The sequence below is a fragment of the Methylobacter sp. sgz302048 genome (assembly GCF_052162025.1).
In the GTDB taxonomy this organism is placed as follows: Bacteria; Pseudomonadota; Gammaproteobacteria; order Methylococcales; family Methylomonadaceae; genus Methylobacter.
Map to the genome: position 1 here is coordinate 2,454,706 of NZ_CP197401.1, position 25,148 is coordinate 2,479,853.

At 50.5% G+C, this 25,148-nt stretch carries 20 protein-coding genes and 1 pseudogene; 9 read left to right on the forward strand and 12 right to left on the reverse strand.

The window, feature by feature from the left end:
* Positions 1–430 precede the first annotated feature (430 nt).
* From ACTNE6_RS11185 to ACTNE6_RS11215, 7 genes and pseudogenes are all read right to left on the reverse strand, one after another.
* Positions 431–1,090, reverse strand: a pseudogene (locus tag ACTNE6_RS11185) (His/Gly/Thr/Pro-type tRNA ligase C-terminal domain-containing protein); the annotation flags it as partial.
* Positions 1,091–1,212: 122 nt separating this feature from the next.
* Complete coding sequence (locus ACTNE6_RS11190; protein WP_442496745.1) at positions 1,213–2,526, reverse strand: APC family permease; 1,314 nt, start codon at positions 2,524–2,526, stop codon at positions 1,213–1,215.
* A gap of 309 nt (positions 2,527–2,835) precedes the next feature.
* Entirely contained in the window at positions 2,836–3,132 is a 297-nt protein-coding gene (locus tag ACTNE6_RS11195) for a hypothetical protein (protein WP_194970579.1), read from the reverse strand.
* Positions 3,133–3,235: 103 nt separating this feature from the next.
* Entirely contained in the window at positions 3,236–3,427 is a 192-nt protein-coding gene (locus tag ACTNE6_RS11200) for an IS1 family transposase (protein WP_442499693.1), read from the reverse strand.
* 72 nt (positions 3,428–3,499) lie between these two features.
* A complete protein-coding gene (locus ACTNE6_RS11205) occupies positions 3,500–5,215 on the reverse strand; it encodes a proline--tRNA ligase (RefSeq protein ID WP_442496746.1) in 1,716 nt (571 codons plus the stop codon).
* Positions 5,216–5,389: 174 nt separating this feature from the next.
* A complete protein-coding gene (locus tag ACTNE6_RS11210) occupies positions 5,390–6,187 on the reverse strand; it encodes a c-type cytochrome (protein ID WP_442496747.1) in 798 nt (265 codons plus the stop codon).
* A 76-nt stretch (positions 6,188–6,263) separates the two neighbouring features.
* Positions 6,264–8,894 (reverse strand): ATP-binding protein, encoded by a 2,631-nt coding sequence (locus tag ACTNE6_RS11215; RefSeq protein WP_442496748.1) that lies wholly within the window; start codon positions 8,892–8,894, stop codon positions 6,264–6,266.
* A gap of 210 nt (positions 8,895–9,104) precedes the next feature.
* On the opposite strand from ACTNE6_RS11215, the gene ACTNE6_RS11220 reads away from it, so the two are divergent.
* Positions 9,105–10,721 (forward strand): NAD(P)/FAD-dependent oxidoreductase, encoded by a 1,617-nt coding sequence (locus tag ACTNE6_RS11220; protein ID WP_442496749.1) that lies wholly within the window; start codon positions 9,105–9,107, stop codon positions 10,719–10,721.
* 50 nt (positions 10,722–10,771) lie between these two features.
* On the opposite strand, the gene bamE is transcribed toward ACTNE6_RS11220, so the two are convergent.
* Positions 10,772–11,128 carry an outer membrane protein assembly factor BamE domain-containing protein gene (bamE, locus tag ACTNE6_RS11225; protein ID WP_442496750.1) on the reverse strand — a complete coding sequence of 119 codons (357 nt, stop codon included), beginning with the start codon at positions 11,126–11,128 and terminating at the stop codon, positions 10,772–10,774.
* 256 nt (positions 11,129–11,384) lie between these two features.
* Between bamE and mtgA the strand changes: the two genes are divergently transcribed.
* From mtgA to cysN, 3 genes are all read left to right on the forward strand, one after another.
* Entirely contained in the window at positions 11,385–12,170 is a 786-nt protein-coding gene (mtgA, locus tag ACTNE6_RS11230) for a monofunctional biosynthetic peptidoglycan transglycosylase (RefSeq protein WP_442496751.1), read from the forward strand.
* A gap of 141 nt (positions 12,171–12,311) precedes the next feature.
* Positions 12,312–13,220, forward strand: coding sequence for a sulfate adenylyltransferase subunit CysD (cysD, locus tag ACTNE6_RS11235; protein ID WP_442496752.1), 909 nt, complete (start codon positions 12,312–12,314; stop codon positions 13,218–13,220).
* 48 nt (positions 13,221–13,268) lie between these two features.
* Complete coding sequence (gene cysN / locus ACTNE6_RS11240) at positions 13,269–14,897, forward strand: sulfate adenylyltransferase subunit CysN (RefSeq protein ID WP_442496753.1); 1,629 nt, start codon at positions 13,269–13,271, stop codon at positions 14,895–14,897.
* A gap of 98 nt (positions 14,898–14,995) precedes the next feature.
* On the opposite strand, the gene lon is transcribed toward cysN, so the two are convergent.
* Positions 14,996–17,437 (reverse strand): endopeptidase La, encoded by a 2,442-nt coding sequence (gene lon / locus ACTNE6_RS11245; protein ID WP_442496754.1) that lies wholly within the window; start codon positions 17,435–17,437, stop codon positions 14,996–14,998.
* A 6-nt stretch (positions 17,438–17,443) separates the two neighbouring features.
* Entirely contained in the window at positions 17,444–17,848 is a 405-nt protein-coding gene (locus ACTNE6_RS11250) for an Hsp20/alpha crystallin family protein (RefSeq protein ID WP_194970568.1), read from the reverse strand.
* 333 nt (positions 17,849–18,181) lie between these two features.
* Here ACTNE6_RS11250 and ACTNE6_RS11255 point away from each other — a divergent pair, with 333 nt between their 5' ends.
* Genes ACTNE6_RS11255 through ACTNE6_RS11265 form a run of 3 tightly spaced genes read left to right on the forward strand, consistent with a single transcriptional unit; the run spans position 18,182 to position 20,777 of the window.
* On the forward strand, positions 18,182–18,601 hold the full coding sequence (locus tag ACTNE6_RS11255; protein ID WP_442496755.1) for an archease: 420 nt from the start codon (positions 18,182–18,184) through the stop codon (positions 18,599–18,601).
* Between the two features lie 9 nt (positions 18,602–18,610).
* Positions 18,611–20,041 carry an RtcB family protein gene (locus tag ACTNE6_RS11260; RefSeq protein ID WP_442496756.1) on the forward strand — a complete coding sequence of 477 codons (1,431 nt, stop codon included), beginning with the start codon at positions 18,611–18,613 and terminating at the stop codon, positions 20,039–20,041.
* Between the two features lies 1 nt (position 20,042).
* On the forward strand, positions 20,043–20,777 hold the full coding sequence (locus ACTNE6_RS11265; protein ID WP_442496757.1) for a DUF72 domain-containing protein: 735 nt from the start codon (positions 20,043–20,045) through the stop codon (positions 20,775–20,777).
* Positions 20,778–20,837: 60 nt separating this feature from the next.
* On the opposite strand, the gene ACTNE6_RS11270 is transcribed toward ACTNE6_RS11265, so the two are convergent.
* Positions 20,838–21,539: a protein-L-isoaspartate(D-aspartate) O-methyltransferase gene (locus ACTNE6_RS11270; protein WP_442496758.1), complete on the reverse strand. Its 702-nt coding sequence runs from the start codon at positions 21,537–21,539 to the stop codon at positions 20,838–20,840.
* Positions 21,540–21,945: 406 nt separating this feature from the next.
* A complete protein-coding gene (locus ACTNE6_RS11275) occupies positions 21,946–22,227 on the reverse strand; it encodes a PA3496 family putative envelope integrity protein (protein ID WP_442496759.1) in 282 nt (93 codons plus the stop codon).
* 415 nt (positions 22,228–22,642) lie between these two features.
* Here ACTNE6_RS11275 and ACTNE6_RS11280 point away from each other — a divergent pair, with 415 nt between their 5' ends.
* Together ACTNE6_RS11280 and ACTNE6_RS11285 are read left to right on the forward strand one after the other, a co-directional pair.
* On the forward strand, positions 22,643–23,905 hold the full coding sequence (locus ACTNE6_RS11280; protein ID WP_442496760.1) for an MgtC/SapB family protein: 1,263 nt from the start codon (positions 22,643–22,645) through the stop codon (positions 23,903–23,905).
* 18 nt (positions 23,906–23,923) lie between these two features.
* A complete protein-coding gene (locus tag ACTNE6_RS11285; protein WP_442496761.1) occupies positions 23,924–25,117 on the forward strand; it encodes an MFS transporter in 1,194 nt (397 codons plus the stop codon).
* Positions 25,118–25,148: the final 31 nt, after the last annotated feature.

A 25,148-nucleotide genomic window follows, 5' to 3' on the forward strand; every position in this document is an offset into this window, starting at 1 on the left:
TTCATAACAAAGTATTAGAAAGCTCCAGTATTTCAACCTTTGGGGATGACTTATTTTCTCCTAGCTTAACAGCCGTCCGGTATTCGGCTTAAATAAAACATTTCAGAAATTGCCATGAGAGACTCTTAAGGGTCGATTTGAACCATTCATGGCCTTATACAATTGAGACTAATTTTGGCAACTGTCCGGTCAAACCCAGATTTTTACAAAAACACGAAGGGCACGAAGAAAAGTCAAAAGAACGTCATGCTCCTCGTGTCCTTGGCAACTGCTCCCTCGTTGCTAAGCCATATATGGATGTAGCGAATATCGAAAACGCATTAACGTCATGGATAGCATATAGTAGCGCACCAACAGTAGGCGCGCTAGACGACGCAGAAGCAGTTTTCGACCGGCCTCACTCATCCATGAGTCCTTCATGGTTAATCAACTATCTATTCAGCCTGGCTTTCAAAAAGTCGATAATTTCCGTAAACGGAATTTCCTGGCTGTCCTGCTCCGTTCTGGCCTTGTACTCGACCGTGCCCGTATCCAGGCCGCGATCGCCGACGACGATTCGGTGCGGGATGCCGATCAGTTCCATGTCCGAGAACATGAAGCCGGCGCGAACCTTACGGTCATCGAACAACACCTCGATACCGGCCGCCTGCAGGTCCTGATACAGCTTTTCGGAGGCTTCCTTCAGGCGCTCGGATTTATGCATGTTCATGGGGCAAAGCGCAACCTGGAACGGCGCCAGGCTGTCCGACCAGATAATGCCTTTGTCGTCGTGATTTTGCTCGATGGCCGCCGCCACCACGCGTGAAATGCCGATGCCGTAGCAGCCCATGATCATGGTCTGGTTTTTGCCGGCCTCATTGATGATGTCGGCTTTCATTGCAGCGCTGTATTTGGCGCCCAACTGGAAAATGTGCCCGACTTCAATGCCGCGCGCCAGCGTGATCGTACCCTTGCCGTCCGGGCTGGGATCGCCTTCGACGACCGTGCGAAGGTCTTCGATTTGCGCAGGCAACGGCAGATCGCGCTCCCAGTTGACGCCTTGATAATGCTTGCCGTCCTGGTTGGCGCCGCAGACGAAATCAGACATCAGCCCGCGTAGGGCGCATTAGCGATAGCGTGATGCACCGAATGAAAAAAAGCTAACATGCTGCGGAATACGCTACGCTATTCCGCCCTACGAGCTACGAGCTACGAGCTATTGCACCCTGCAAGCTAAAGATCCATCTTTGCAATCGCTTCGGCTGAAGGTTTAACGAAGAAATAAAGCAATCCGATAAAGGCAATGATTCCGCCCGCGATTAAAAGTTCTTCTGACTTGGCTTGCGTCAACATCGCTATACACACCACTAAACCAGCCGCCGGAACAAACGCCGGCACTTCGAAACGGCTCTTCACTTTGTCTTTCCTCTGTAAGAGAATGAGGGCGAGGTTCACGAGCGAAAAACAACTAAGGAGTAAAACACTGGTCGCCCGCGCTAAATCCGAAATGTCTCCGCTCAAGGCTAAAATCAGAAGCACCACGAGCAAGATTAGAATTGCTCGATGCGGAGTTAACCGTTTCGGATGAATATCCGCCAAAAATTTTGGTAGAAGCCCTTGGGATGACATGCCATAAAGAAGGCGCGAACCCATCACGTAGTTTAAAAGTGCGGTGTTCGATACTGCGATGAGCGCAATCAGACTAAAAACCACCGGCGGAAACCAAGGGGCTGCCTTGCCGATCACGTCAACGAGCGGCTGTTTCGATGCCGCCAGCTCCGTTGCAGGGATGACCGAAACAGCGACAATGCTGATCGACATGTAGATGAGGGACGAAATTGCCACCGACAGAAGTAGGCCCTTTGGCAATGTCCGCTCGGGTTCGACAACTTCCTCACTCACGTTCAGCATATCCTCAAAGCCCACAAAAGAGTAAAAGGTAAGAACGGCTCCGCCTAGAAGAATAGGAATCGAGAGATCGCCGATTGGATTTTGCACCGTAGTCGCATCGAGATAATTGACGCTGCCAACGAAACTTAACCCCATTAAAATAATAAAAAGGAGACCGCAGATTTCAATTGCGGCTAGAAAACTATTGGTCCAAATCGTTTCCCGAATACCCATAAAAATAATAATGGCTAAAGAGAGCGCTAATCCAATAATAATAACGGGCTCTGAAAATAGAGGGAAAAGTCCTGAAAAATAGCCGGCAAAAACTCGGCACGCGGTAGCCATCGAAGTAAGACCGGACGCAAGTACCGCAAGGCCCACGACATAAGCCAAGAAATGACTCCCGAAAGCTTTATGCGTAATGTAAGCGGCGCCCCCGGCACGCGGGTAGCGCGAGCTTAACGATGCATAAGAAAGTCCAGTAAGCGAGGCGGCGATCATGCTCACCATAAAGGCCACCCAGATTGCGTTGCCCATGAGGCCTGCGGCTTTCCCGACCAATCCATATATGCCCGCCCCCAAAATATCGCCCACTCCATAAAGAACGAGCGGCCACAAAGTAATATGTTTTTTTAAGCTCGCTTTATGGGTTGCCATTTTTTCATGGTTCCTACTGTAAACCTGAGTTCCGCAGTTGAAGCAGTTTAAAGGATTATCTTTTTTGTCTAATGTTCAAAATAGTGCCATAGCCCGGGTATTTCTTGGAACCATAAAGAGCTCGTAGGATGCGCTGAACGCAGGGATGCGCATCAATCGCGAACAATGAGGTTCGTATCTCACCGCATCCTACCCGCTGGGGCTAGATATCCCCGGTTATCCGATTAGACGGTTTTTTTAAACATCAAGGGTGTCTGCCTTCAATTGATTGTAAGCTCATATTATCGTATTGACAGATCATTTTATTAATTATCGTTCAACCATTTCACTGACATAGTATTTCAAAAACAGTGTCATATTTTTGGGCTTTTCAGTTGGATAATCCAAATCAGATTGAACTTCGATTAAGAATGAGCCAATTCCCACGATAAATATTAATGCACTACCAAGCAAAATCCCCAGCCATTGAGATTTAAAATATCGATTCACTAAATACAGGCTGGTTGCTGCTGTGATGTAAAGGACAATGAGTAGTATGGGTGCTACAAAGAAAACCAAAAAACTATTATTGGCCGCCATATTAACTCCGATGTCGTAGTATTTCATATACATGCTCATGAGACTTAGAGATAGCAAGGCGACAGGAAAGGGCAGCAGGAAATATAAAATTTTGCCTATTGAAAAAATCGGTGATGGGTTAAATCTGTAATTAGGCATGAATATCCACGCCAAACTCAACCTTGTTAATCAGCAATCCGATAACCGTATCATGCAGGACTTCCAACTTCGAAAAGCCGATGGTTTTTCGTGCCAGTCGCTTAACCCACGTTCTGAAATTCAAATTTTTAATTACCCAACTATAGATTTGGCCGTAAATAATTTCCCGGTTTTCGGGTGCAATAGTGTGTAAGGGCGAATGAATTCGCCCTTACATGATTCATCGACAAATCGAAAAGTTATTTTTAACCCAATCCTATCTATTCAGCTTGGCTTTTAAAAAGTCGATAATTTCCGTAAACGGAATTTCCTGGCTGTCCTGCTCCGTTCTGGCCTTGTACTCGACCGTACCCGTATCCAGGCCGCGGTCGCCGACGACGATGCGGTGCGGGATACCGATCAGCTCCATGTCCGAAAACATAAAACCGGCGCGGACTTTTCGATCATCGAACAACACCTCGATGCCGGCCGCCTGCAGGTCCTGATACAGCTTTTCGGAGGTTTCCTTCAGACGCTCGGATTTGTGCATGTTCATGGGACAGAGCGCAACCTGGAACGGCGCCAGGCTGTCCGACCAGATAATGCCCTTGTCGTCGTGATTTTGCTCAATGGCCGCCGCCACCACGCGGGAAATGCCGATACCGTAGCAGCCCATGATCATGGTCTGGTTTTTGCCGGCCTCATTGATGATGTCGGCTTTCATTGCAGCGCTGTATTTGATGCCCAACTGGAAGATATGGCCGACTTCAATGCCGCGCGCCAGCGTGATCGTACCCTTGCCATCCGGGCTGGGATCGCCTTCAACGACCGTGCGAAGATCTTCGATTTGCGCAGGCAACGGCAGATCGCGTTCCCAGTTGACGCCTTGATAATGTTTGCCGTCCTGGTTGGCGCCGCAGACGAAATCAGACATCAAGGCCGCGCTGCGGTCGGCGATAATTTTTATATCCAGCCCGATCGGGCCGATGGAGCCGGGCTTGCATCGGCAGGCACTGCTGACTTCCTCATCGCTGGCAAAGCTCAGCGGTGCGGCAATGCCATCAATTTTTTCGGCCTTGATCACGTTCAGTTCGTGATCGCCTCTTAACAGCAAGGCAACCAGTGTACCCTCTTCTTCGCCTCTCACTATCAAGGTTTTCAGGCACTGCTGCGGCGAAATGTTTAAAAAGCGGCTGACTTCTTCAATGCTGTGCTGATCGGGCGTATCAACCAGCGTCAATGCGGCGGCCGGCTGGGCGCGCGATCCTGCCGGCATGACGGCTTCGGCCTTTTCGACATTGGCCGCGTAATCGCTCTCGGTCGAGAAGGCGATGGCGTCTTCGCCGGAATCGGCCAGCACGTGGAATTCATGCGAAACGGCGCCGCCGATAGAGCCGGAATCGGCAATCACAGCGCGGAACTTCAAGCCGAAACGATTGAAGATATTGGTGTAAGCCTTATACATGACATCGTAGGTTTCCTGCAGCGAAGCCTGGTCGAGATGGAATGAGTAAGCATCCTTCATGACGAATTCGCGCGAACGCATAACGCCGAAGCGCGGGCGGATTTCGTCGCGGAATTTGGTTTGCACCTGGTAATAAGTAATGGGCAATTGCTTGTAGCTTTTGATTTCGTTGCGCGCCAGATCGGTGATGATTTCCTCATGCGTAGGTCCCAGGCAGAAATCGCGGTCGTGGCGGTCTTTCATGCGCGCCAGTTCCGGGCCGTACTGCTCCCAGCGGCCGGTCTCCTGCCATAATTCGGCCGGTTGCAGTGCCGGCATCAGAACCTCCAGCGCGCCGGCTTTTTCCATTTCCTCACGCGTGATTCTTTCCACTTTGCGTAATACCCGCAACCCCAACGGCAGCCAGGTATAAAGCCCGGCGGCCAGTTTGCGGATAAGTCCGGCGCGTATCATCAGTTGATGGCTGGCGATTTCGGCATCGGCCGGGGTTTCTTTAATGGTATTGAGTGGAAATTGAGTAGTACGCATTCTGTTCTTGAACGATGAAAAATTGAAAACTGCTATTTTACAGAGTTAATACGGGTTTAGTCATCCCGTTATCTCGGCGCTTGCCTGCCTGATCATAAAAAACGGATATGCTGCTGAAATGGCCATCCCCTGCCAGCATAGCAAGAGGATGGCATTTCTTGTACACCCCATCATTTACTGCGTTTTTTCCAGCCTCATTTGTTTCAGGTACTGCACGATATCCTGGGCCTCATCTGGCGTGATAAGGCTCTCAAACGAAGGCATTTTCGTGCCGGCCCTATAGGCAGTCGCATTGCGTATGAATCCAGGCAGCTCCTGCTCCTTAAAATACTCGGTAACGTTTTTCGGCACATTCAGTTCCGGACCGACCTCGCCCCCGGCAAGATTCACCGAATGGCAGCGAATGCAGTAGCGGCTGAACAATTTAAAGCCGTTGTTGATCCGGTCATCAGCCTTGGCGGGCGCAGCGGCACCGAAATAGGTCATTGCAGGTTGCAATGACAGCGAAACCAGTTGAAATGGCCAGGGATAGCGCCACTCATCCAGTCCTTTTTTCGGCCAAACCAGATAAAATGGCGCCGGCGTGACAGTTTGCTTGCCGAATTTAAATTCCTGCCATTTTTGGGGCTCGGCGGCGTTGTCCTTGAAAGCAATAAATCCCTGCTCGGCCATCGCATCCTGATAAGCCATGGACACGTTATAGCCATCGGCGGCTGTAAATACGACCACCAGTTCATCTGCTTTCAAAGAAGGCGGTGCGGGAATTTTTTTCAGGATTTCCGAGAGCGGATAAGCCTCGTATTCCTTAGCTGATTTATAGACAGGATCATGATCGATTTTTACCGTTTCCGGTTTGGGCAACTGTGCGGGATCGGCCTTGAGCAGATTGAAATTCGGCCAGTCCGCAGCCGGGCTTAATTGGGGCAGTAATAGCAGCACTGCCAAACTGAGCAATTGTCTTATGCGTGTCATGTTAGGGTCTCTTTCTGTCTTTATTAACAAGTTTTTCTGGCAAATGACCTGGTTGTTAAATCTTATCGCAGGCTTTTTATGTTTTCCCTATACCAGGCAAAACCGAGTTTTTCTTAACCGGCTTAGGATCACCAGCAGTGATTTTTTCTTCTTGGCGCACGCTCATTAATATTCTTATCAATTTGCTTTCATCAAGCGGCTTGGTTAAATAAAAATCAAACCCGGCATTCAATGCTTCCATTATCTTATGGTCATCGGCATAGGCGCTGATAGCGGCGATTTTTAGCGGATTGTGCTGGCTTCTTATAATTTTCACCAATTCCAGACCGGTCATGACCGGCATATTAATATCTATAAGCGCCACCTGATAGTCTCGTTCGCTGATTAATTGCAACGCATCCTGGCCGTTTATGGCTGAATCGACGACACAGCCATACTGCTCAAGCATATTGGCCAGCAATAGCAAATTAATCTCGCTGTCATCGGCAATCAATACGCGTGTGGCAGTATTTCTCTCGGCTGAGACCTGTTTCTGAGGGATTGCGTCATACTGATTTCTGGCGCTGATCGGCAGCGGCAGTGAAACTGAAAAAATACTGCCTTTGCCGAGCTGACTGGTGACGGTGATATCGCCTCCCATAAAATCGACCAGTTCGCGGGTAATGGCCAAGCCGAGGCCCACCCCGTCCCTGACAAAATCAGAGGCATTGATCTGCACAAAAGGTGAAAAAATCTGTTCCAGATCCTTTTGAGCAATTCCGCAGCCTGTATCGCCAACGGAAACGATCAAATTGCCGTTATAGTAGCTTGACGTGATGCTCACGCTGCCGTAATCAGTATATTTGATGGCATTGCTGAGCAAATTGACAAGGATTTGCCGGATGCGCGTTTCATCCCCTTTCAAATACCGGTGCGTGACTTCATTGTTGACAATTAAAACCAGATTTTTTTCATCGGCTTGCAATTTGAAAACTTCAACCAGATTGGACAGCAGGTGTTCGAAGTCAAAATTCCCGATATCGATTTTAATTTTATTGGACTCAATCGCTGAAATATCGAGAATATCGGTAATCAGCGTCAGAAGATTATCGCTGCATTGCTTGATGATATTGACGTGCTTTTTAACGTCCTCAGGGAGTGAGGATCTCTTCTGCAACAGTTGCGTAAAACCCAGTATGCCGTTCAACGGCGTGCGCAACTCATGACTGATATTGGCCAGAAACTGATTTTTGGCATTATTGGCCGTTTCGGCGGCATTTTTTGCCTGCAGTAGCGCCGCTGTCCGTTCCTCGATAATGGATTCCGTCCGAAAATAACGCCCCGTCAGCATCAAAAGGCCGATGCCGAGTAAGCTGGCAAACAGCAAGCCACTGAATAAAACCCACCATATCGGCCAGCAAATGCGGGAATTTTCCAAAACCAAATCATGGTAAAAACTCAATCGCCATTGTTGATCAGCGACTGAGAATGCGTATTGTTCGGAAGCTTTGACCTGCTGCTCTCCAGCATTGGAATAAATGATCTTTTTCTGGTTCTCTGCGCCTTTAGAAGTACTGATAGTCAAGAAACTGCCTGTTGTATTCAATTCATTGAACGATTCACGCACCAGTTCATCAATCGAAATACTGGTTACAATGGCTCCCCGCAGCAGCTTTTCATTGTCTTTTGCTTTGTTAAAAACAGGCGTCACCAGTTTAACCTTATCACCATCGACCAAGAGGTATCCAAATTCGGACGAGGTAAAATCACCTTTTAGCAGGTGGCTGGGATTTGCCGGAAATACCGAATCAGTGTTTGGAAAGCCGGTTATTCGCTTGTTAAGTATGGAAGTGAATTCAATATTGCCGACGCCTGCCGATATATGGCTTATCCATGTCAGCGATTCTATCTCTTTAAAAGGAGACAATGCCTGCTTGGTAAACATTGCGAATTCCTGATTTTCAACATTATCGGAACCCGCAAAAAAGCTCCGGACACTGTTAATGGCATGCAGATCGCCATGAATACGTTTTTTTAAGGCTTGCGATAAGGTAATGACCTGATTTTTGAAATTTACCTGAAGCTGCTGCTGATCGACCTCTCGCACATACGAAAAGAATACAACGACTAAAGTGATCGCAATAACAAGCGGTACGCCTACTGAAACCAGGCGCTTGCGCCATATATGTTCAGGCTGGGCGAAAACAATCAGCGTCAACGGCGTGAATACCAATACCCCCATGGTATCGCCGACCCACCAACTGACCCAATTGATGGGAATTTCAGATGCCGAAATGATGCCCGCCAGGCTCATGGCGATCATGGCTATGGTTGACGGTAACAGACAACTTAAGGGGCCGCCAAGCAACATGAAAAGCAGAATGCTTTTATCTTCAACCAGCAGATTTGGAAAACCGATAAAACGTTTTATCAGATAAGTGCCGGCAACGGCGCAGGACACTGCCCCTAAGCCGGTTACCGCATAAATAAGCAGCGATTCTTCCCTGAAACCGAAAGCCCAGGCGCTGATGCAGAAATTGCCTATAAATATACCAGGCCAAATCCGCTTGCCCAGCAGGAGCATTGCCGCCAGAGAAATGCCGGAAGGCGGCCACAGCGCGCCGGCATTACTGGGCGGAACTTTAAGCATTTGGCCCAGTAAGCCAGAGGCAAAGTAGGCGCCGGCAATAAGCCCGATTAATAACAGATATTTTGATAGACGGATCATTGCAAAACCGAAGGTCATGTTCTGGTTATTATCAACGTAAATATGGTTTTGTTTGCACTATGCCTTATTTTTTTAAAAAGCATAACTGAATAAAAAGCGCCTAAATAGCTACTAACAAGAAAACGGCCATTAAGGTAAAATAGTCCTATCCCATCACATTGACCCGCAATATACAAGGACCTCTTACAGAGGCATCCTGGAATAAACTACATGTTGAGAATCACTGAACTTAAACTCCCTCTCGATCATCCGGAAAGCATGATCAAAACCGCTATTCTCGATCGACTTGGCCTCAGCGCAGAACATTTGATCAATTATAGAATATTTCGCCGCGGTATTGATGCTCGCAATCGGGATTCGATTTTTCTTATTTATACCATCGATGTTGAAGCCGACAATGAGCAAGCCTTACTGAAGCGCCTGCGCGACGATCCGCATATCGCCTTAACGCCGGACACAACTTATCGCTTTGTTGCCCATGCGCCCAAGGATCTGCCGTCTCGCCCCGTCGTGATCGGCACCGGGCCCTGCGGACTGTTTGCGGCTTTAATTCTGGCCCAGATGGGTTTTCGGCCCATCATGCTGGAGCGCGGCAAAGAGGTGCGCGAGCGTACTAAAGATACTTTCGGCCTTTGGCGCAAAAGCGTATTCAATCCCGAGTCGAACGTACAATTCGGAGAAGGCGGCGCCGGCACTTTTTCCGACGGCAAACTCCACACCCAAATCAAAGACCCCAATCATTACGGCCGCAAGGTGCTGACCGAGTTTGTCAAAGCCGGCGCGCCTGCTGAAATTCTCTACCTCAGCAAGCCGCACATCGGTACGTTCAAGCTGGTGTCGATGGTGGAACAGATACGCGCAACCATCGAGTCATTGGGCGGCGAGATACGCTTCCAAAGCCGCGTGGATGACATCGACATCGACAACGGTCAGGTGCGCGGCGTCGTACTCGCCAATGGCGAAACGATTCGCTGCGATCACGTCGTGCTGGCCGTCGGCCACAGCGCACGGGATACCTTCAAAATGCTTTATGATCGCGGCGTTTACGTTGAAGCCAAGCCCTTTTCCATCGGCTTTCGCATAGAACATCCTCAATCGTTGATCGATACCTGCCGTTTCGGCAAAAATGCGGGCCATCCGCTACTGGGTGCTGCCGATTACAAACTGGTCCATCATTGCCGCAACGGGCGCTCTGTCTACAGCTTCTGCATGTGTCCCGGCGGCACGGTGGTGGCGGCCACATCCGAGACAGGCCATGTCGTGACCAACGGCATGAGCCAATATTCGCGCAACGAGCGCAATGCCAACAGCGGCATTGTCGTCGGTATTACACCGGATGATTATCCGGGCCACCCTTTAGCCGGCATCGAGTTCCAGCGCCGCTTGGAAGCTCATGCCTTTGATCTGGGCGGCAAAACCTATGAAGCGCCGGGGCAACTGGTAGGCGACTTCCTGGCCAAGCGTCCCTCGGTTGCGCTGGGTTCCGTGCAGCCCTCCTATACGCCGGGCGTGCACTTATGCGATCTGAGTTCTGCCCTGCCCGATTACGCGATAGAAGCGATACGCGAAGCCATTCCGGCATTTGATAAAAAAATAAAAGGGTTTGCTATGCACGATGCCGTACTGACCGGCGTTGAAACGCGAACATCATCCCCTGTGCGCATCAAGCGCAACGCCGACTATCAAAGCCTGAATACCAGAGGACTGTATCCAGCAGGGGAAGGTGCGGGCTATGCGGGCGGCATTCTTTCCGCGGCCGTAGATGGCATCAAGGTAGCCGAAGCGCTAGCCTTGGAGATGGTCCGCAACCCGGAGGGGGTCGCTTAAAAAACGGTCAGAGACAGGGTGCGAGCAATACATGATGTACCCTGTTTGGACTATTTTGACCGTTTGGTAGTATTAAATACAAATGAGGTAACGATACCGCGCTTGTCAAACCGAATAAGCAGATCTTCCGTGCTGGCATCCTCGAACAGGCTGTAGTGGTAAATTCCGTAAGTCCAGGTTCTCAAGCCATCCTCTATGCCGGTTCTCCAGGGATTGCCGAAAGTGGCGCGCACATCATTCTGAGTGGTTTCGCCAATTTTAATAGTTGAAACCTGACCGGCAGGAAACTCATGGCCGACTGTGGCGCACCCCGAAACAGATGAAAGGAACAGGGCCATAACCAGACCTCTGGCTATTTTCCTCAATGATCCGGAAGAAACCGCTGCATACAAGACGTCAATTTTCATTATTATTTTATTAATCTTAAAATCCATTATCCTGATATTAAAATAAATATCTGTCAAATTTGCTGTTTATTTATGCGAATAAATGCATGTTTTTGATATATTCTGGCGTTATAAAAATATATAAGTTTATTGCGTAAGCTTGGTTTTAATTTAAACTTTGCCAATAAATTGCTCACCCACGGAAAAAATTGTCGCGGAAGAACGCGCCTTAACCTGAAATTTTCCATTTAACCAGACAGTCTCCAAATCATTTTAAATGGCTATTAGGCCCCTATCAGACATAAAAATTTTCAGCAACTTGACCAAAAAATCCCGACACCTGCGAAACAGAGGCTTCCGGTCATTGCCGCTAAGGCTCGTACTGCGAAATACGGCGCTTTATCTGCTGCTGACTTTTCTGGTTACGTCTATCGCACTCTGCGCATTATTGCGCTGGTGCCCTGCTCCCACATCGGCATTCATGCTCTACCGGCATTTTGAAGATTTGGTCGACGATCAAACGTTTAAATCCATTGACTACACTTGGGTCAGTTCGGAAAAAATTTCTTCCAATGCTTCGGCGGCCGTGATTGCCTCCGAAGACCAGCGGTTTTTCCAGCATTCCGGATTTGATCTGGATTCCATACAGTCTTCAATTGATGTCTATATGGATGGCGGCAAACTGAGAGGGGCAAGCACCATCTCCCAGCAGGTGGCCAAAAATTTATTCCTGACTCCCTCAAAAAGCTTTTTGCGCAAAGGACTGGAAGTCTGGTTCACGATATTGATCGAAATAATGTGGACTAAGGAGCGGATATTGGTCATGTATTTGAACATAGCTGAATTCGGCGATCATTTGTTCGGCATAGAGGCCGCCAGCCGCTACTATTTCGACATCCCTGCGAAACAGCTCAGCCGTGCTCAGGCCGCGCTCCTGGCGGCCACGCTGCCCAATCCGATCATACTGCATGCCAACCGCCCTTCTAACTATGTACTCAAGCGGCAACACTGGATTCTTCGGCAAATGCAAAATCTTGGTTACCGCCCTATCAAGAACCGGTAGTGATATTAACCCTAGCTGGCGCAATACAATAAATTTCAAGCAATTCTGGCATTAACTGCCTGATCAAATTAGAATAGAAGGTTTCTTATTGAGTTGTCTCAATAACTATACCGTGGTATTCCCATTCCTGACGGATTATTAATGACTGATTATAAACTGACCCATCTCAAACAGCTGGAAGCTGAAAGTATTCATATTATTCGTGAAGTAGCCGCCGAATTTGAACGCCCGGTGATGTTGTATTCTATCGGCAAGGATTCCGCCGTCATGTTGCATCTGACCATGAAGGCTTTTTATCCCGGCAAGCCCCCTTTCCCTTTGATGCATGTCGATACGACCTGGAAATTCAAGGAAATGATTGAATTTCGCGACCGTATGGTTAAAGAACTCGGTCTTGAATTGCTGGTCCATGTCAACCAGGACGGTGTCGACCAAGGTATCGGGCCATTTACTCATGGCAGTAAAAAGCACACCGACGTCATGAAAACCGAAGGACTCAAGCAAGCGCTGAACAAATACCGCTTTGATGCCGCCTTTGGCGGCGCCCGGCGCGACGAAGAAAAATCCCGTGCGAAAGAACGCGTTTATTCTTTCCGGGATAAAAATCATCGCTGGGACCCTAAAAACCAGCGTCCGGAATTATGGAACATCTATAACGGCAGAATCGATAAAGGCGAAAGCATCCGCGTCTTCCCGCTTTCCAACTGGACCGAACTGGATATCTGGCAATATATTCATCTGGAAAACATCCCGATCGTGCCCTTGTATTTCGCTAAGGAACGCCCCGTTGTCAATAAGGACGGCATGCTGATCATGGTCGACGACGACCGTATGCCGATCGGCCCGGACGACAAAGTGGAAATGAAAATGGTGCGCTTCCGCACCTTGGGCTGCTACCCATTGACAGGCGCAGTCGAATCGACCGCCACTACGCTGCCTGAAATCATTCAGGAAATGCTATTGACCACAACCTCTGAACGCCAGGGACGACTGATCGATCACGACCAGGCCGGTTCCATGGAGCAGAAAAAGCGCGAAGGGTATTTTTAATATTGCCCGCCACTGCAACCAATAACAGGAATTCAGAGAAACAATACTATGTCACACCAATCAGATTTAATCAGTACCGATATCAATGCTTATCTGGCGCAGCATGAGCGCAAGGAATTGCTGCGCTTCCTGACTTGCGGCAATGTCGACGACGGCAAAAGCACATTGATCGGCCGCCTGCTGCATGACTCCAAGATGATCTATGAAGATCAGCTGGCCGCGGTTCAGGCCGACAGCGCCAAATCCGGCACCACGGGCGCCGGCAAGATCGATCTGGCCTTACTGGTTGACGGCTTGCAGGCGGAACGCGAACAGGGCATTACCATCGATGTCGCTTATCGCTATTTTTCCACCGCCACGCGCAAGTTCATCATTGCCGACACCCCGGGGCATGAGCAATATACGCGCAATATGGCCACAGGCGCCTCGACCTGCGATCTGGCCGTCATCCTGATCGACGCGCGTTACGGCGTGCAGACCCAGACCAAGCGCCACAGCTTTATCGCTTCCCTGCTGGGCATCAGGCATATCATCGTCGCAGTCAACAAAATGGACCTGGTGGACTACAGCGAAGAAACCTTCAATAAAATCAAGGCCGACTATCTGGCGTTTACCCAATCGCTGGATCTGCACGATATTACCTTTATCCCGCTGTCGGCGCTGGACGGCGACAACGTGGTCAACCGCAGCGACAATATGCCCTGGTTTACCGGCGTACCGATGATGGAAGCGCTGAACACCATTGAAATCGCCAACGACCGCAATTTCGACGACGCGCGCTTCCCCGTGCAGTATGTCAACCGCCCCAACCTCGACTTCCGCGGTTTCTGCGGCACGGTAGCATCAGGCATTTTCCGCAAGGGCGACCGCATTACTGCCTTGCCGTCAGGTAAAAGCAGCAAAATCAAGGCCATCGTGACTTATGATGGCGAGCTTGATCAGGCTTTTCCGCCAATGGCCGTAACCCTGACGCTGGAAGACGAAATCGACATCAGCCGCGGCGACATGATTGTCGGCGCTGAAAAAACGCCTGCCACGGTTGCGGATAAATTCAAGGCGAGCATCGTCTGGATGGCCGAGCAGGCCATGACACCGGGCCGCCAGTACATCATCAAGCTGGCCACGCGCAACGTGCCCGGCTCCATCTCGATGATTCACCACCGCATCGATGTCAATACGCTGGAACACCATGACGCCAACGAATTGAAACTCAACGAGATCGGCTCCTGCACGGTTTCAGTCAACGCGCCCGTAGTATTCGATCCCTACAAACGCGTTAAAGGCAGCGGCTCGTTCATTATCATCGACCGGCTGACCAACGGCACGGTGGGTGCCGGCATGATCACCGGCCATACGGAAGATGAAGTTCAACAGCCGGTCAGCGCGGCGGAACGGGCGGCCCGGTTCAGCCAGACGGCAACGGCTATCGCCTTGACTGGCGCCAATGGCAAGGAAGCGGCTTATCAACTGGAAAGAAGGCTATTCGATACCGGGCATGCCACGACCATTCTGGAAAACGAGGAGGCTGCACCGCTCATTCAGGCCGTCAAAAATGCCGGATTGATCTGTTTATGCGTGAACAGCAAAGCAGAACTGTCGGATATGGCTTTCGACAGCGATAAAGCGTCTATTGATGATATTTACGCCTCATTAAAAGCTCAGAAAATCATTTATTGATCATGCACAACTGTAGGGTACGCACCGCGTACCATTCTTCTGCTACCGTCTCATCAGAACTTTGAGAAGGTACGCAATGCGTACCCTACAGCTGCCTATCATGTAGGTTCAGGATTATTCCGGCCCGTCTTTTCAACCGCAACCTCCAGCGCATCATCCACTGTCTCCAGCCAGACAAACTCAAGCTGATCCCTGACCGCTTGCGGTATTTCCTCAAAATCTCTTTTATTGCGCGCCGGCAGCATGACCGTTTTGATGCCGGCGCGCGCTGCGGCAATGACTTTTTCCTTGATGCCGCCGACTGGCAGAACCAACCCGCGCAAACTGATTTCACCGGTCATCGCCACGTCCTTTTGCACGATTTGTTCGGAAAATGCCGAGTACAACGCCACGAATATGGCCACGCCGGCGCTGGGCCCATCCTTAGGAATGGCGCCTGCGGGCACATGCACATGAATATCGGTCTTTTTAAACAGCTCCTCGCCCAAACCAAATTCAGCCGCCCGGAATTTGACCAGACTCAATGCGGCCTGGGCGCTTTCTTTCATCACCTCGCCCAGTTGTCCGGTCAGAATCAGTTTTCCGGTGCCGGGAATGCGGGTCGCTTCGATAAAAAGGATGTCGCCGCCTACCGGCGTCCAGGCAAGTCCTGTCGCAACGCCCGGCACGCTGATGCGCATGGCCACATCGCTTTCAAATTTTCTCGGCCCCAAAATGGCCGGAATCTGCTCGGCATCGATCACTTCCTGAGCCACCTTGCCTTCGGCAATATCCATGGCGACATGACGGAACACGGCGCCTATTTCGCGTTCCAGATTCCGGCAGCCGGCTTCGCGCGTGTAGTCCTGGATGATAGTCCGTATGGCCTGATCGGTAATGGCGCATTGCTCGGGCTTTAAGCCGTTCGCTTCCAGCTGCCTGCCGACCAGATAACGCTTGGCGATCTGCTCCTTTTCATCAGCCGTATAACCCGACAGCTCTATCACTTCCATGCGATCGCGCAAGGGAATGGGTATACTGTCCAGGACATTGGCCGTTCCGATAAACATGACATGGCTCAGGTCAAACGGGACCGCCAGGTAATTATCGCGGAAAGTCGAATTTTGTTCCGGGTCCAGCACTTCCAGCAATGCTGCGGAAGGATCACCCTGAAAGCCCGCGCCGATCTTATCCATTTCATCGAGCATAAACACCGGATTGTTGATGCCTGCTTTACGGATCGACTGAATGATAATGCCCGGCAGCGCCCCCAGATAAGTCCGCCGGTGCCCTCTGATCTCGGCTTCATCATGCAGGCCGCCTAAACTGGTGCGTACGAATTCGCGCCCGGTAGCGCGGGCAATACTGCGCCCTAGAGAAGTTTTGCCGACGCCCGGAGGCCCTACAAAACAAAGGATAGGGCTCTTGCCTTCAGGATTCAGCTTGCGCACGGCCAAATATTCCAGAATGCGCTGCTTGATCTTTTCCAGACCATAATGATCTTCATTCAGAATTTCGCGAGCCCTGTTGATATCGATATCCCCTGCGCTGGAAACCGACCAGGGTATTTCCACCAGCCAATCCAGATAGGTACGCAGCATTGAATACTCGCCGGCGGCTTCCGGCATTTGCTTCAGGCGATTCAACTCCTTGCGGGCATGTTTTTCCACTTCTTCAGGCATTTTCGCTGCTGCGATGGCGTTGCTGATCTCTTCAACCTCGACCGCGCCTTCCTCACCCTCGCCCAACTCCTTCTGTATGGCTTTCAGTTGCTCTCTCAGGACAAACTCGCGTTGGCGCTGCCCCATTGTTTCCTGAGTCTGCTCGTTGATTTGATGGGAAAGTTTTAATACTTCAATCCGGTAATTGAGCATCTCCAGGATTTTATCGATGCGTTTCTGCACGTCGAACAGTCCCAATATCTGCTGTTTCTCGTCGGATTTCGTGATCAGATAACTGGAAATCAGATCCGCCAGCATAGGAGCCGAATTGATCAATTGAATGGCGCTGACCAGTTCATCGGGTACTTGTTTTGACAAATTAAGCACTTCCAGTGCTTTGTGTTTAAGGGTTACGACGCGCGCATCGATATCTTTAGTGGTTTCATCAGATTCCTGATGAGCCTCCCAGCGCGCCACAAGGAAAGGATAGCCCGGCAGGAATTCCTTCACCCGAAAACGCTGAATGCCCTGGCAGACGATATGATGGTTGCCGTCAGGCGCAGTCAGATAGCGCAGTATCTCCGCCACAGTACCGACTGTGTAAAGGTCTTCGGGCGCAGGATCTTCATCCTTGTCGTCGCGGCGCAGCAGCAATCCGATCGGCCTCTCGGAACGAACCGCATACTGCACGGCGGCAATCGATTGTTTACGACCGATCACTAACGGCAGGACGACCTGAGGGAAAAGTACGGTGCCGAGCATGGGCACGATAACCAGAGCATCACTCGGAACGGATATGTTGGACGAATCACCCTGAGCCTGTTGGATTGTTGCCGAAGAATCCTCTTCAGATTCTCCCTTCGAGCCCAGAATTAAATCTTTAAGGTCCTTGATCCGCATAAGAAGTCATCCTATTTTCCGCAGTATAATCAACAGACAACCGTTCAGGAATTCATGCCCACCTAGATTAAAGCGCCCTTCCGGAAGTTCAATGCTCCGCTCAAACCGACCGTATGGAATCTCCAGCCGCTGAATCTCTGCCCCGACGTCTACAGGCAAATAGCGCCGTCCGCTCACGATTAATTGACCATCCTCAAGCGATACACTGATATGCTCCGGCTGCACCCCCGGCAACGCGACTATAATTGTGAATTCATCCAGGGTTTCATAAATATCAATCGGCGGCTCCCAGGCCGGACGTCTGGCGCGCAACGCGGCGGGCCTGAAAAACTGCCGGTGCAGTCGTTCAGCTCGTTCCAGCACTTCGCAGGCTTCGGCCCACATGGAAAGTTCAAAATTGCGTAATGGCATAATGTCTTATCAGATTGTCGGTTATAGGCATCGTGAAGCCAAACAGCGTGATACTGGCATGTTTCACTTAAGATATGACAGAAGGACTGGCTCAGAAGCTCAATCTGAAAAATAATCTATTCCCCTGCTGACATCAATTTTCAAGATTGTAGATTTGACTCAAGGCATTCGTATACTTTGAAGCGCTTGAACCAAATTGTTTTCAGTTATATCTGATATATAACAGGATGGTAATCAGTATCAATACTTAGGTAAGCCTCTGTATATCCGGACATTATTTTTCGTCGTAACATTAATATTTTCGACAATTACCGACGAAAGCAAAAGAAATCCATGGCGCCTTATTGGGAACATTTTGCACACGAAGCCGATATGGGCATACGCGGCATCGCGCCGACGCTCGAACAGGCATTTGAACAGGCGGCGCTGGCCATGACGGCAGTCATCACCGATCCCGCTGAGGTTCTGCCTTCCGAAGCGATCCCGATTCACTGCCAAGAGCCCGACAGCGAATATCTGTTTCTGGACTGGATCAACGAACTGATTTACGCCATGGCCGTTCGCGGCCTGTTGTTCAGCCGGTTTCAGGTGTCCATCAATAACGGAGAATTGACGGCGACGGCCTTCGGGGAAGCCGTTGATCGGGGAAAACACCAGCCTGCCGTGGAAATCAAAGGCGCAACACTGACCGAACTGCATGTTTATCAGCAACCGGACGGCCTATGGGTTACCCAATGCGTCGTCGACGTTTAAAGGATACTCATGGATACTTCTCAATTCATACAACGCGATGAAACCTGCTGGGAAATTCCGGCTCAAGGCCCCATGCGCGTTCCGGCCATTATTTATGCCGATGAAAAGCTGCTGCGCGACATGGACCAGAAAGTCCATGAACAAATCGCCAACGTGGCCTCATTGCCTGGCATCGTCGAAGCGGCCTATGCAATGCCTGATGCGCACTGGGGCTACGGCTTCCCTATCGGCGGCGTCGCCGCCTTCGACCCGGCACTGGGCGGCGTGGTTTCCGCCGGCGGCGTTGGCTTTGATATTTCCTGCGGCGTGCGCACTTTGCTGACCGGCCTTGATATGGCCGATCTACAGCCACACAAGCAGCAGTTGGCGGATGAGCTGTATCGCACCGTCCCGGCAGGCGTCGGCAGCACAGGGCGCATCCACCTGAATCATGACGAAATGATCGCCATGCTGAAAGGCGGCGCCTTATGGGCCGTTGAGCGGGGATTCGGCGTCTCCCGGGATCTGGACTTCATCGAGGAACGCGGCTGCATGGCCGGTGCCGAGCCCCAATATGTGTCTACCAAAGCGCGGGAACGGCAAAAAGACGAGATGGGCACATTAGGCTCCGGCAATCATTATCTCGAAGTGCAACGGGTCGTTGATATTTACGATCAATCTCTAGCCAATGTTTTTCGCCTGAAACCCGATGCCATCGTCATCACCATTCATTGCGGCTCCAGAGGATTGGGTCATCAAATCGGCACCGAGTTTCTGAAAGATATGGCCATGGCGGCCTCCCAATACCATATTACTTTGCCTGACCGCGAACTGGCCTGTGCGCCGCTGGATTCTCCGCTGGGAAAACACTATCTGGGAGCCATGCGCGCCGGCATCAACTGCGCCCTGGCCAATCGCCAGATCATCACGCACTTGACCCGCAAAGCCGTGGAGTCGGTATTTCCCGGCCTCCATATCGATTTGTTATACGATGTCTCGCACAACACCTGCAAACTGGAGCCCCATACCATCAATGGGCAGAAAAGAAATCTGTTCGTTCATCGCAAAGGCGCCACTCGGGCTTTCGGCCCCGGTCACCCCGACTTGCCGCCGGAATACCGTCATGTCGGACAGCCGGTGCTGATCGGCGGCTCGATGGGAACCAGCTCTTATGTACTCTGCGGCACAAAAGACAGCGAACAGCGCTCATTCAGTTCGGCCTGTCACGGCGCAGGCCGGGCCATGAGCCGTCACCAGGCGACCCATCAATGGCACGGCCGGGCATTGGTTGATGAACTGGCAAACCAGGGCATCATTATCCGCAGCGCCTCGATGCGCGGCGTTGCCGAAGAAGCGCCTCTGGCTTATAAGGACGTCCATGCAGTGATCGATGTGGCTGACAGGGCCGGCCTGGCGAAAAAAGTAGCCAGGCTGGAGCCCGTCATTTGCGTGAAGGGTTGACGTGTCGCAGTTTTATATCGGCACCAGCGGCTGGAATTATCCGGACTGGCAGGATGGTTTCTATGCGGGCATTATTCGCAGGGATCGGTTAAAGTTCTATGCGCAACAATTCCCTGCCGTGGAAATCAACGGGACTTTTTATCGTTTGCAAAGCCCCGACACTTTCCAAAAATGGGCCCAGGAAACGCCGGCAAACTTCAGGTTTGCTATCAAAGCCAACCGCTATCTGACTCATCACAAGAAACTAATGGATCCGGCCGCATCGGTATTGATTGAAAAAAATCACGCCGAAGCACTGAAAGAAAAACTGGCCGTCGTACTATGGCAGCTGCCCGGCCTGGTCAAAAAAGACCTGGTCAAGCTGCAGCGGTTTATCGCCGCTCTGCTGCAATGGAAGAATGTTCGCCATACTGTGGAGTTCAGGCACGCCTCCTGGTTCGATGACGAAACAGCGCACTATCTGGCTGAAGCCGGCATTGCCGTTTGCCTATCCGATGCCGAAGCTTGGCCTATGTGGGATCGCGTTACTACGGATCTGGTTTACATTCGCCTGCATGGCCATACGCAAACCTACGTGTCCAGTTACAGCGAGCCTGAATTGGCGCAATGGGCCGAGCGCATAGAGCAGTGGCTGAAGCAGGACAAGCAGGTGCATGTTTATTTCGACAATACGGCTCAGGGCGCCGCGCCCCACAATGCGCTTGAGTTGCAGAAATTGCTTCAGAATAGGATGTAGGGTACGCACCGCGTACCATTTTCGAAACGCAATTCCTATTGCGGGTACGCGATGCGTACCCTACATTGGATTTTGCCTGTCTGATTCATGAGACGTGCCAGAGCGCGGCACTTCGACTAACGGTACGAAAGCGACGTCAAGAATTTCCTGAGTTTCGATTTTCCCATCCGGTTTTTTCTCCACGACCATCAGCTCCTGAGCGCTGTAAGGCTGGCCCAAAGGGATGACCAAACGGGCGCCTGTGCGCAATTGATCAATCAGGGCTTGAGGGATATGCGGCGCCGCGGCGGTGACTATGATGCCGTCATAAGGCGCATGCTCCGACCAGCCCAGATTTCCGTCGCCGGTCCGGATCTCTACATTATCGTAGCCCAGCTCACGCAGATGGGCGCGCGCCATTGTCGCCAGATCATCAATGACTTCAATGCTGTAGACCTGCCTGACCAATTCGGAAAGAATGGCGGCCTGATAGCCCGAGCCTGTACCAATCTCCAGCACAACATCGGAGGGCTTGGTATTCAACAAATCGCTCATCAAGGCGACAATGTAGGGCTGTGATATCGTCTGCCCAAAACCTATCGGTACGGGGCCATTCTGGTAGGCGTACTCGCGCAAAGCATCGGGTATGAATTTGTGCCTTGGCACATGCCTTATGGCGGCCATAACACGATCGCTCAATGCTGCCTTGCCGATCATATTGCGGGTTAACTTGACCTCCCATTCAATATCCGACAGCATTTGCTGCATCTCTCTCATTGTCATGCCCTCGCTATTTTACTCATCAATGCAATCGCTGATGTCGGTTCATAGCGTCCTGCCAGCAGCCCTGTTGAGAGGGAATATCGCGCCATCCAGGTCATTTTAAGCTGTATCTTGACAAGAATGGCGCGGCTTATGTACCGGCTATCTAAATCTGAAATAACAAAGACGCTTATACCGCATTATTGAAAGCCACATAATTCGAATGACTACTTATGCGGTTATCTTAGATTCAATAGATTTTGATGGAGAGAAACAATTCAAAAAACCGGCTGATGAGAAATGCAATTTCAAGGTGACTTGATTATGGAAAGTAATTTCCCTTGATCAGGGAAATTTGCAAGGCATCGAAAATTTCGTTTTTAATGTTCAGGGGCAGACTAAGTTAATTTGCTTTATGCAGTAACGGTTAAAAATCGAAATCAAGGTCAAAATCATCAAACTCGCCTAGCTGTTCTTTCAATCTTTTTTTCTCCCAATACATTTCAATTTTTCTCCGCGCGGCCATCTTCTTGGCTACCTTGTCATTTTCTGCCGGCATCATGATGTAATCTTCGCTTAAATCGAAATCTTCGATATCAAGGTCAATTTCACCTTTGGTGTCGCTACTAGCCTCGGGTTCCGGCGCAGATTGATCCTGGGCGGCGTCCTCTAAAAGAGCTTTATCTGATTCAGCTTGAGATGCTTTCATATTCATTTTTCAATCGACCATAAAAAAATTGTTATTCAGTGTCTGCAACAATGCTTGAAACGCAAAATTATACAAACATCATGTTAAAAATGTTACTCGACCAGGAGCCGATCATTGCAGTCTGAGGCAATGACTCAATGCGATATAAACATAACGTAACTGAAGACTCTGAGGTACTTACGTTCGAGTGGCGGTACTTATATCGCATTTGTGCGCGCAACATAATTAGTAAATGTACTTAAGTCAATACCCTTCTCTTTATCTTCAAGGCGCAAATGAACAGATGCGTTATTAAATCTCATAAAGAGCAATATGGAAATAAAAAAATGTCCGGTGATAGATGCCTGTCAATCGGAGTCCAATATTTCAAGACCCGGTACCATCTTGACCGCAATAGCTGCTCAAGGATCAGATCATGGAATTTCCAGATGCCATTCCTCCCCTCTTGATTAAGTTTGCCCTGACTGTGGCATTCTCTTTTGTAGTCGGCCTGGAATTTCGCCGTTATCAGCGCATGAATCAGTATAAATTCCATTTTGGCAGCACGCGGACTTTTGTTCTGATCGGCTTGTTGGGATTCATTCTGTATACCATCGATGCCACGCATGTTTTGTTCGGCTACGGCCTGCTTCTGCTCGGAAGCATGCTGCTGATTTATTACTGGCGCTTATCCTTGAAAGGGATGCTGTCGCTGTTCAGTGCTTTGCTTGCGCTGCTGATTTATCTGACAGGGCCTATCGTCAGTCTTTTCCCCAGCTGGTTTCTGATACTTTTTATCGTTTTGCTGATTTTAATGCTCGGCGAGAAGCCGTTAATCCATCGTATTTCCGATAAACTGGCCAATGAGGAAATCGTAACGCTGGCCAAATTCCTGATCATTTCCGGCGTCATTCTGCCGCTGCTGCCCAACGAGCCCATCGGGCCGATGATGCCCGTTACTTATGACAAGGTCTGGCTGGCGGTAATCATCGTGTCCGGATTCTCTTATTTAAGCTACCTGATCAATACTTATTTTTTCAAGAGCCGCAGCCTGATGATAACCGGCATTTTGAGCGGTCTTTATTCCAGCACCGTCGCCACCGTTGTTATCGGACGCCGCGCTCATCATCTGGCGGAGGCCGCTCCTTTTGTCTCATCAGCGCTGATTATGGCAACGGCCATGATGTATATCCGGCTGCTGGCCATTATTTTTCTTTTTGCCCCTGCTGCCGGCCAGCGCCTGCTGGCTCCGTTTCTTGCAGCCATTCTGTTGTCTATCTGCACAGTTTTCACCTTGTTCCGCTTCAAGGATGATTTATCGCAGCCCTCCGCTGCGGGCACTATTGAGCATCCGCTGGAGTTATCGACCGCCATTGTGTTCGCATTGTCGTTTATGATATTTGCCGCCATCACGCAATACGTAACTAGCAACTATGGCGGCCGCGGGCTGAATTTTCTGGCTATCGTTGTCGGTTTTACCGATATCGATCCTTTTATCCTGTCGCTGCTGAGCGGCGAATTCACCGTATCCGCTTCGGCCATTGTTTCCGCCGTGATACTGGCCAGCGGCAGCAATAATCTGCTGAAGGCGATTTATGCTGTCGTGCTTGCCCGCAACCGCTCGGTTACGGCAGCGGCGGCTTGGTTGGTATTTTTATTCGCGGCATCGATTTTATATGCGTTTAAGATCAATGCCTGATGGGACAAGGATAGATTTGTGTTTATAAGAAAATCATCAAAAATCCCGCGCACCGTCTGGACGCTGGGTTATGTCAGCCTGTTCATGGATGTGTCTTCGGAACTGGTACACAGCATATTGCCGGTGTTTCTGGTTACTGTGCTGGGCGCAAATGCATTGACCGTCGGATTTATCGAAGGCATTGCCGAGGCGACTGCGCTGATCGTCAAAATATTTTCAGGCGCATTAAGTGATTTTTTCGGCCGCCGGAAATGGCTTATCCTGGCCGGTTATGGCATGGCGGCGCTTACCAAACCCTTGTTTCCTCTCGCAAGTTCTGTGGAAACGGTCTTTACGGCGCGCTTCCTGGACAGAATCGGCAAGGGCGTTCGGGGCGCTCCGCGCGATGCCCTGATTGCCGATGTGGCCCCTTCAGACATTCGTGGCGCCTGTTTTGGCCTTCGCCAATCCATGGATACAGTGGGCGCGTTTTTCGGTCCTCTTGCTGCCATAGTGTTGCTGTATCTTTACCACGGCGATATGAAGGCGCCATTGTGGTTTGCCGTTGTGCCCGCGGCAATCACGATTGTTTTAATTATGGCCGGCGTCAAGGAACCCGTCGCAAAAACCAGGCCGCACCCATTCCGTTCGCCCTTAAAGCTGGCTTTTCTTAAGGATTTCTCCAGACACTACTGGTGGGTTGTCGCCATAGGCACCGTCTTTACGCTGGCCCGGTTCAGCGAGGCTTTTCTGATATTGCGGGCCGAGCAAACAGGCCTGTCCGTCACCTGGATTCCCATGGTCATGGTCGTGATGAGCCTGTTCTATGCCGTGTCGGCTTATCCTGCCGGGGTCTTATCGGACCATGTGAACAAGAAGGTCTTGCTGGCCGCGGGTCTCGTTTTGCTGGCTTTGGCTGATTTAGCGCTAGCCCGGGCCCATTCGGCTCTGGTCGTCATGTGCGGCGTCGCTTTATGGGGACTGCACATGGGATTTACGCAAGGCATTCTGGCGACCATGATTGCTGCTGCCACGCCCCAGGATTTGAAAGGCACGGCATTCGGGCTATTCAATTTCGTAACCGGCCTGTTTATGCTGCTGGCCAGCGTCATTGCCGGCTGGTTATGGGACCGTTATGGCGCGGATATGACATTCTATGCCGGTGCAGCGTTTTCGATGCTGGCATTGTTGCTGCTGATGTTTCATAAAAGCTATAAGCGAGCAACACCTTAAGCCCGAAACAATGTTCCGCTTTATCGTATAG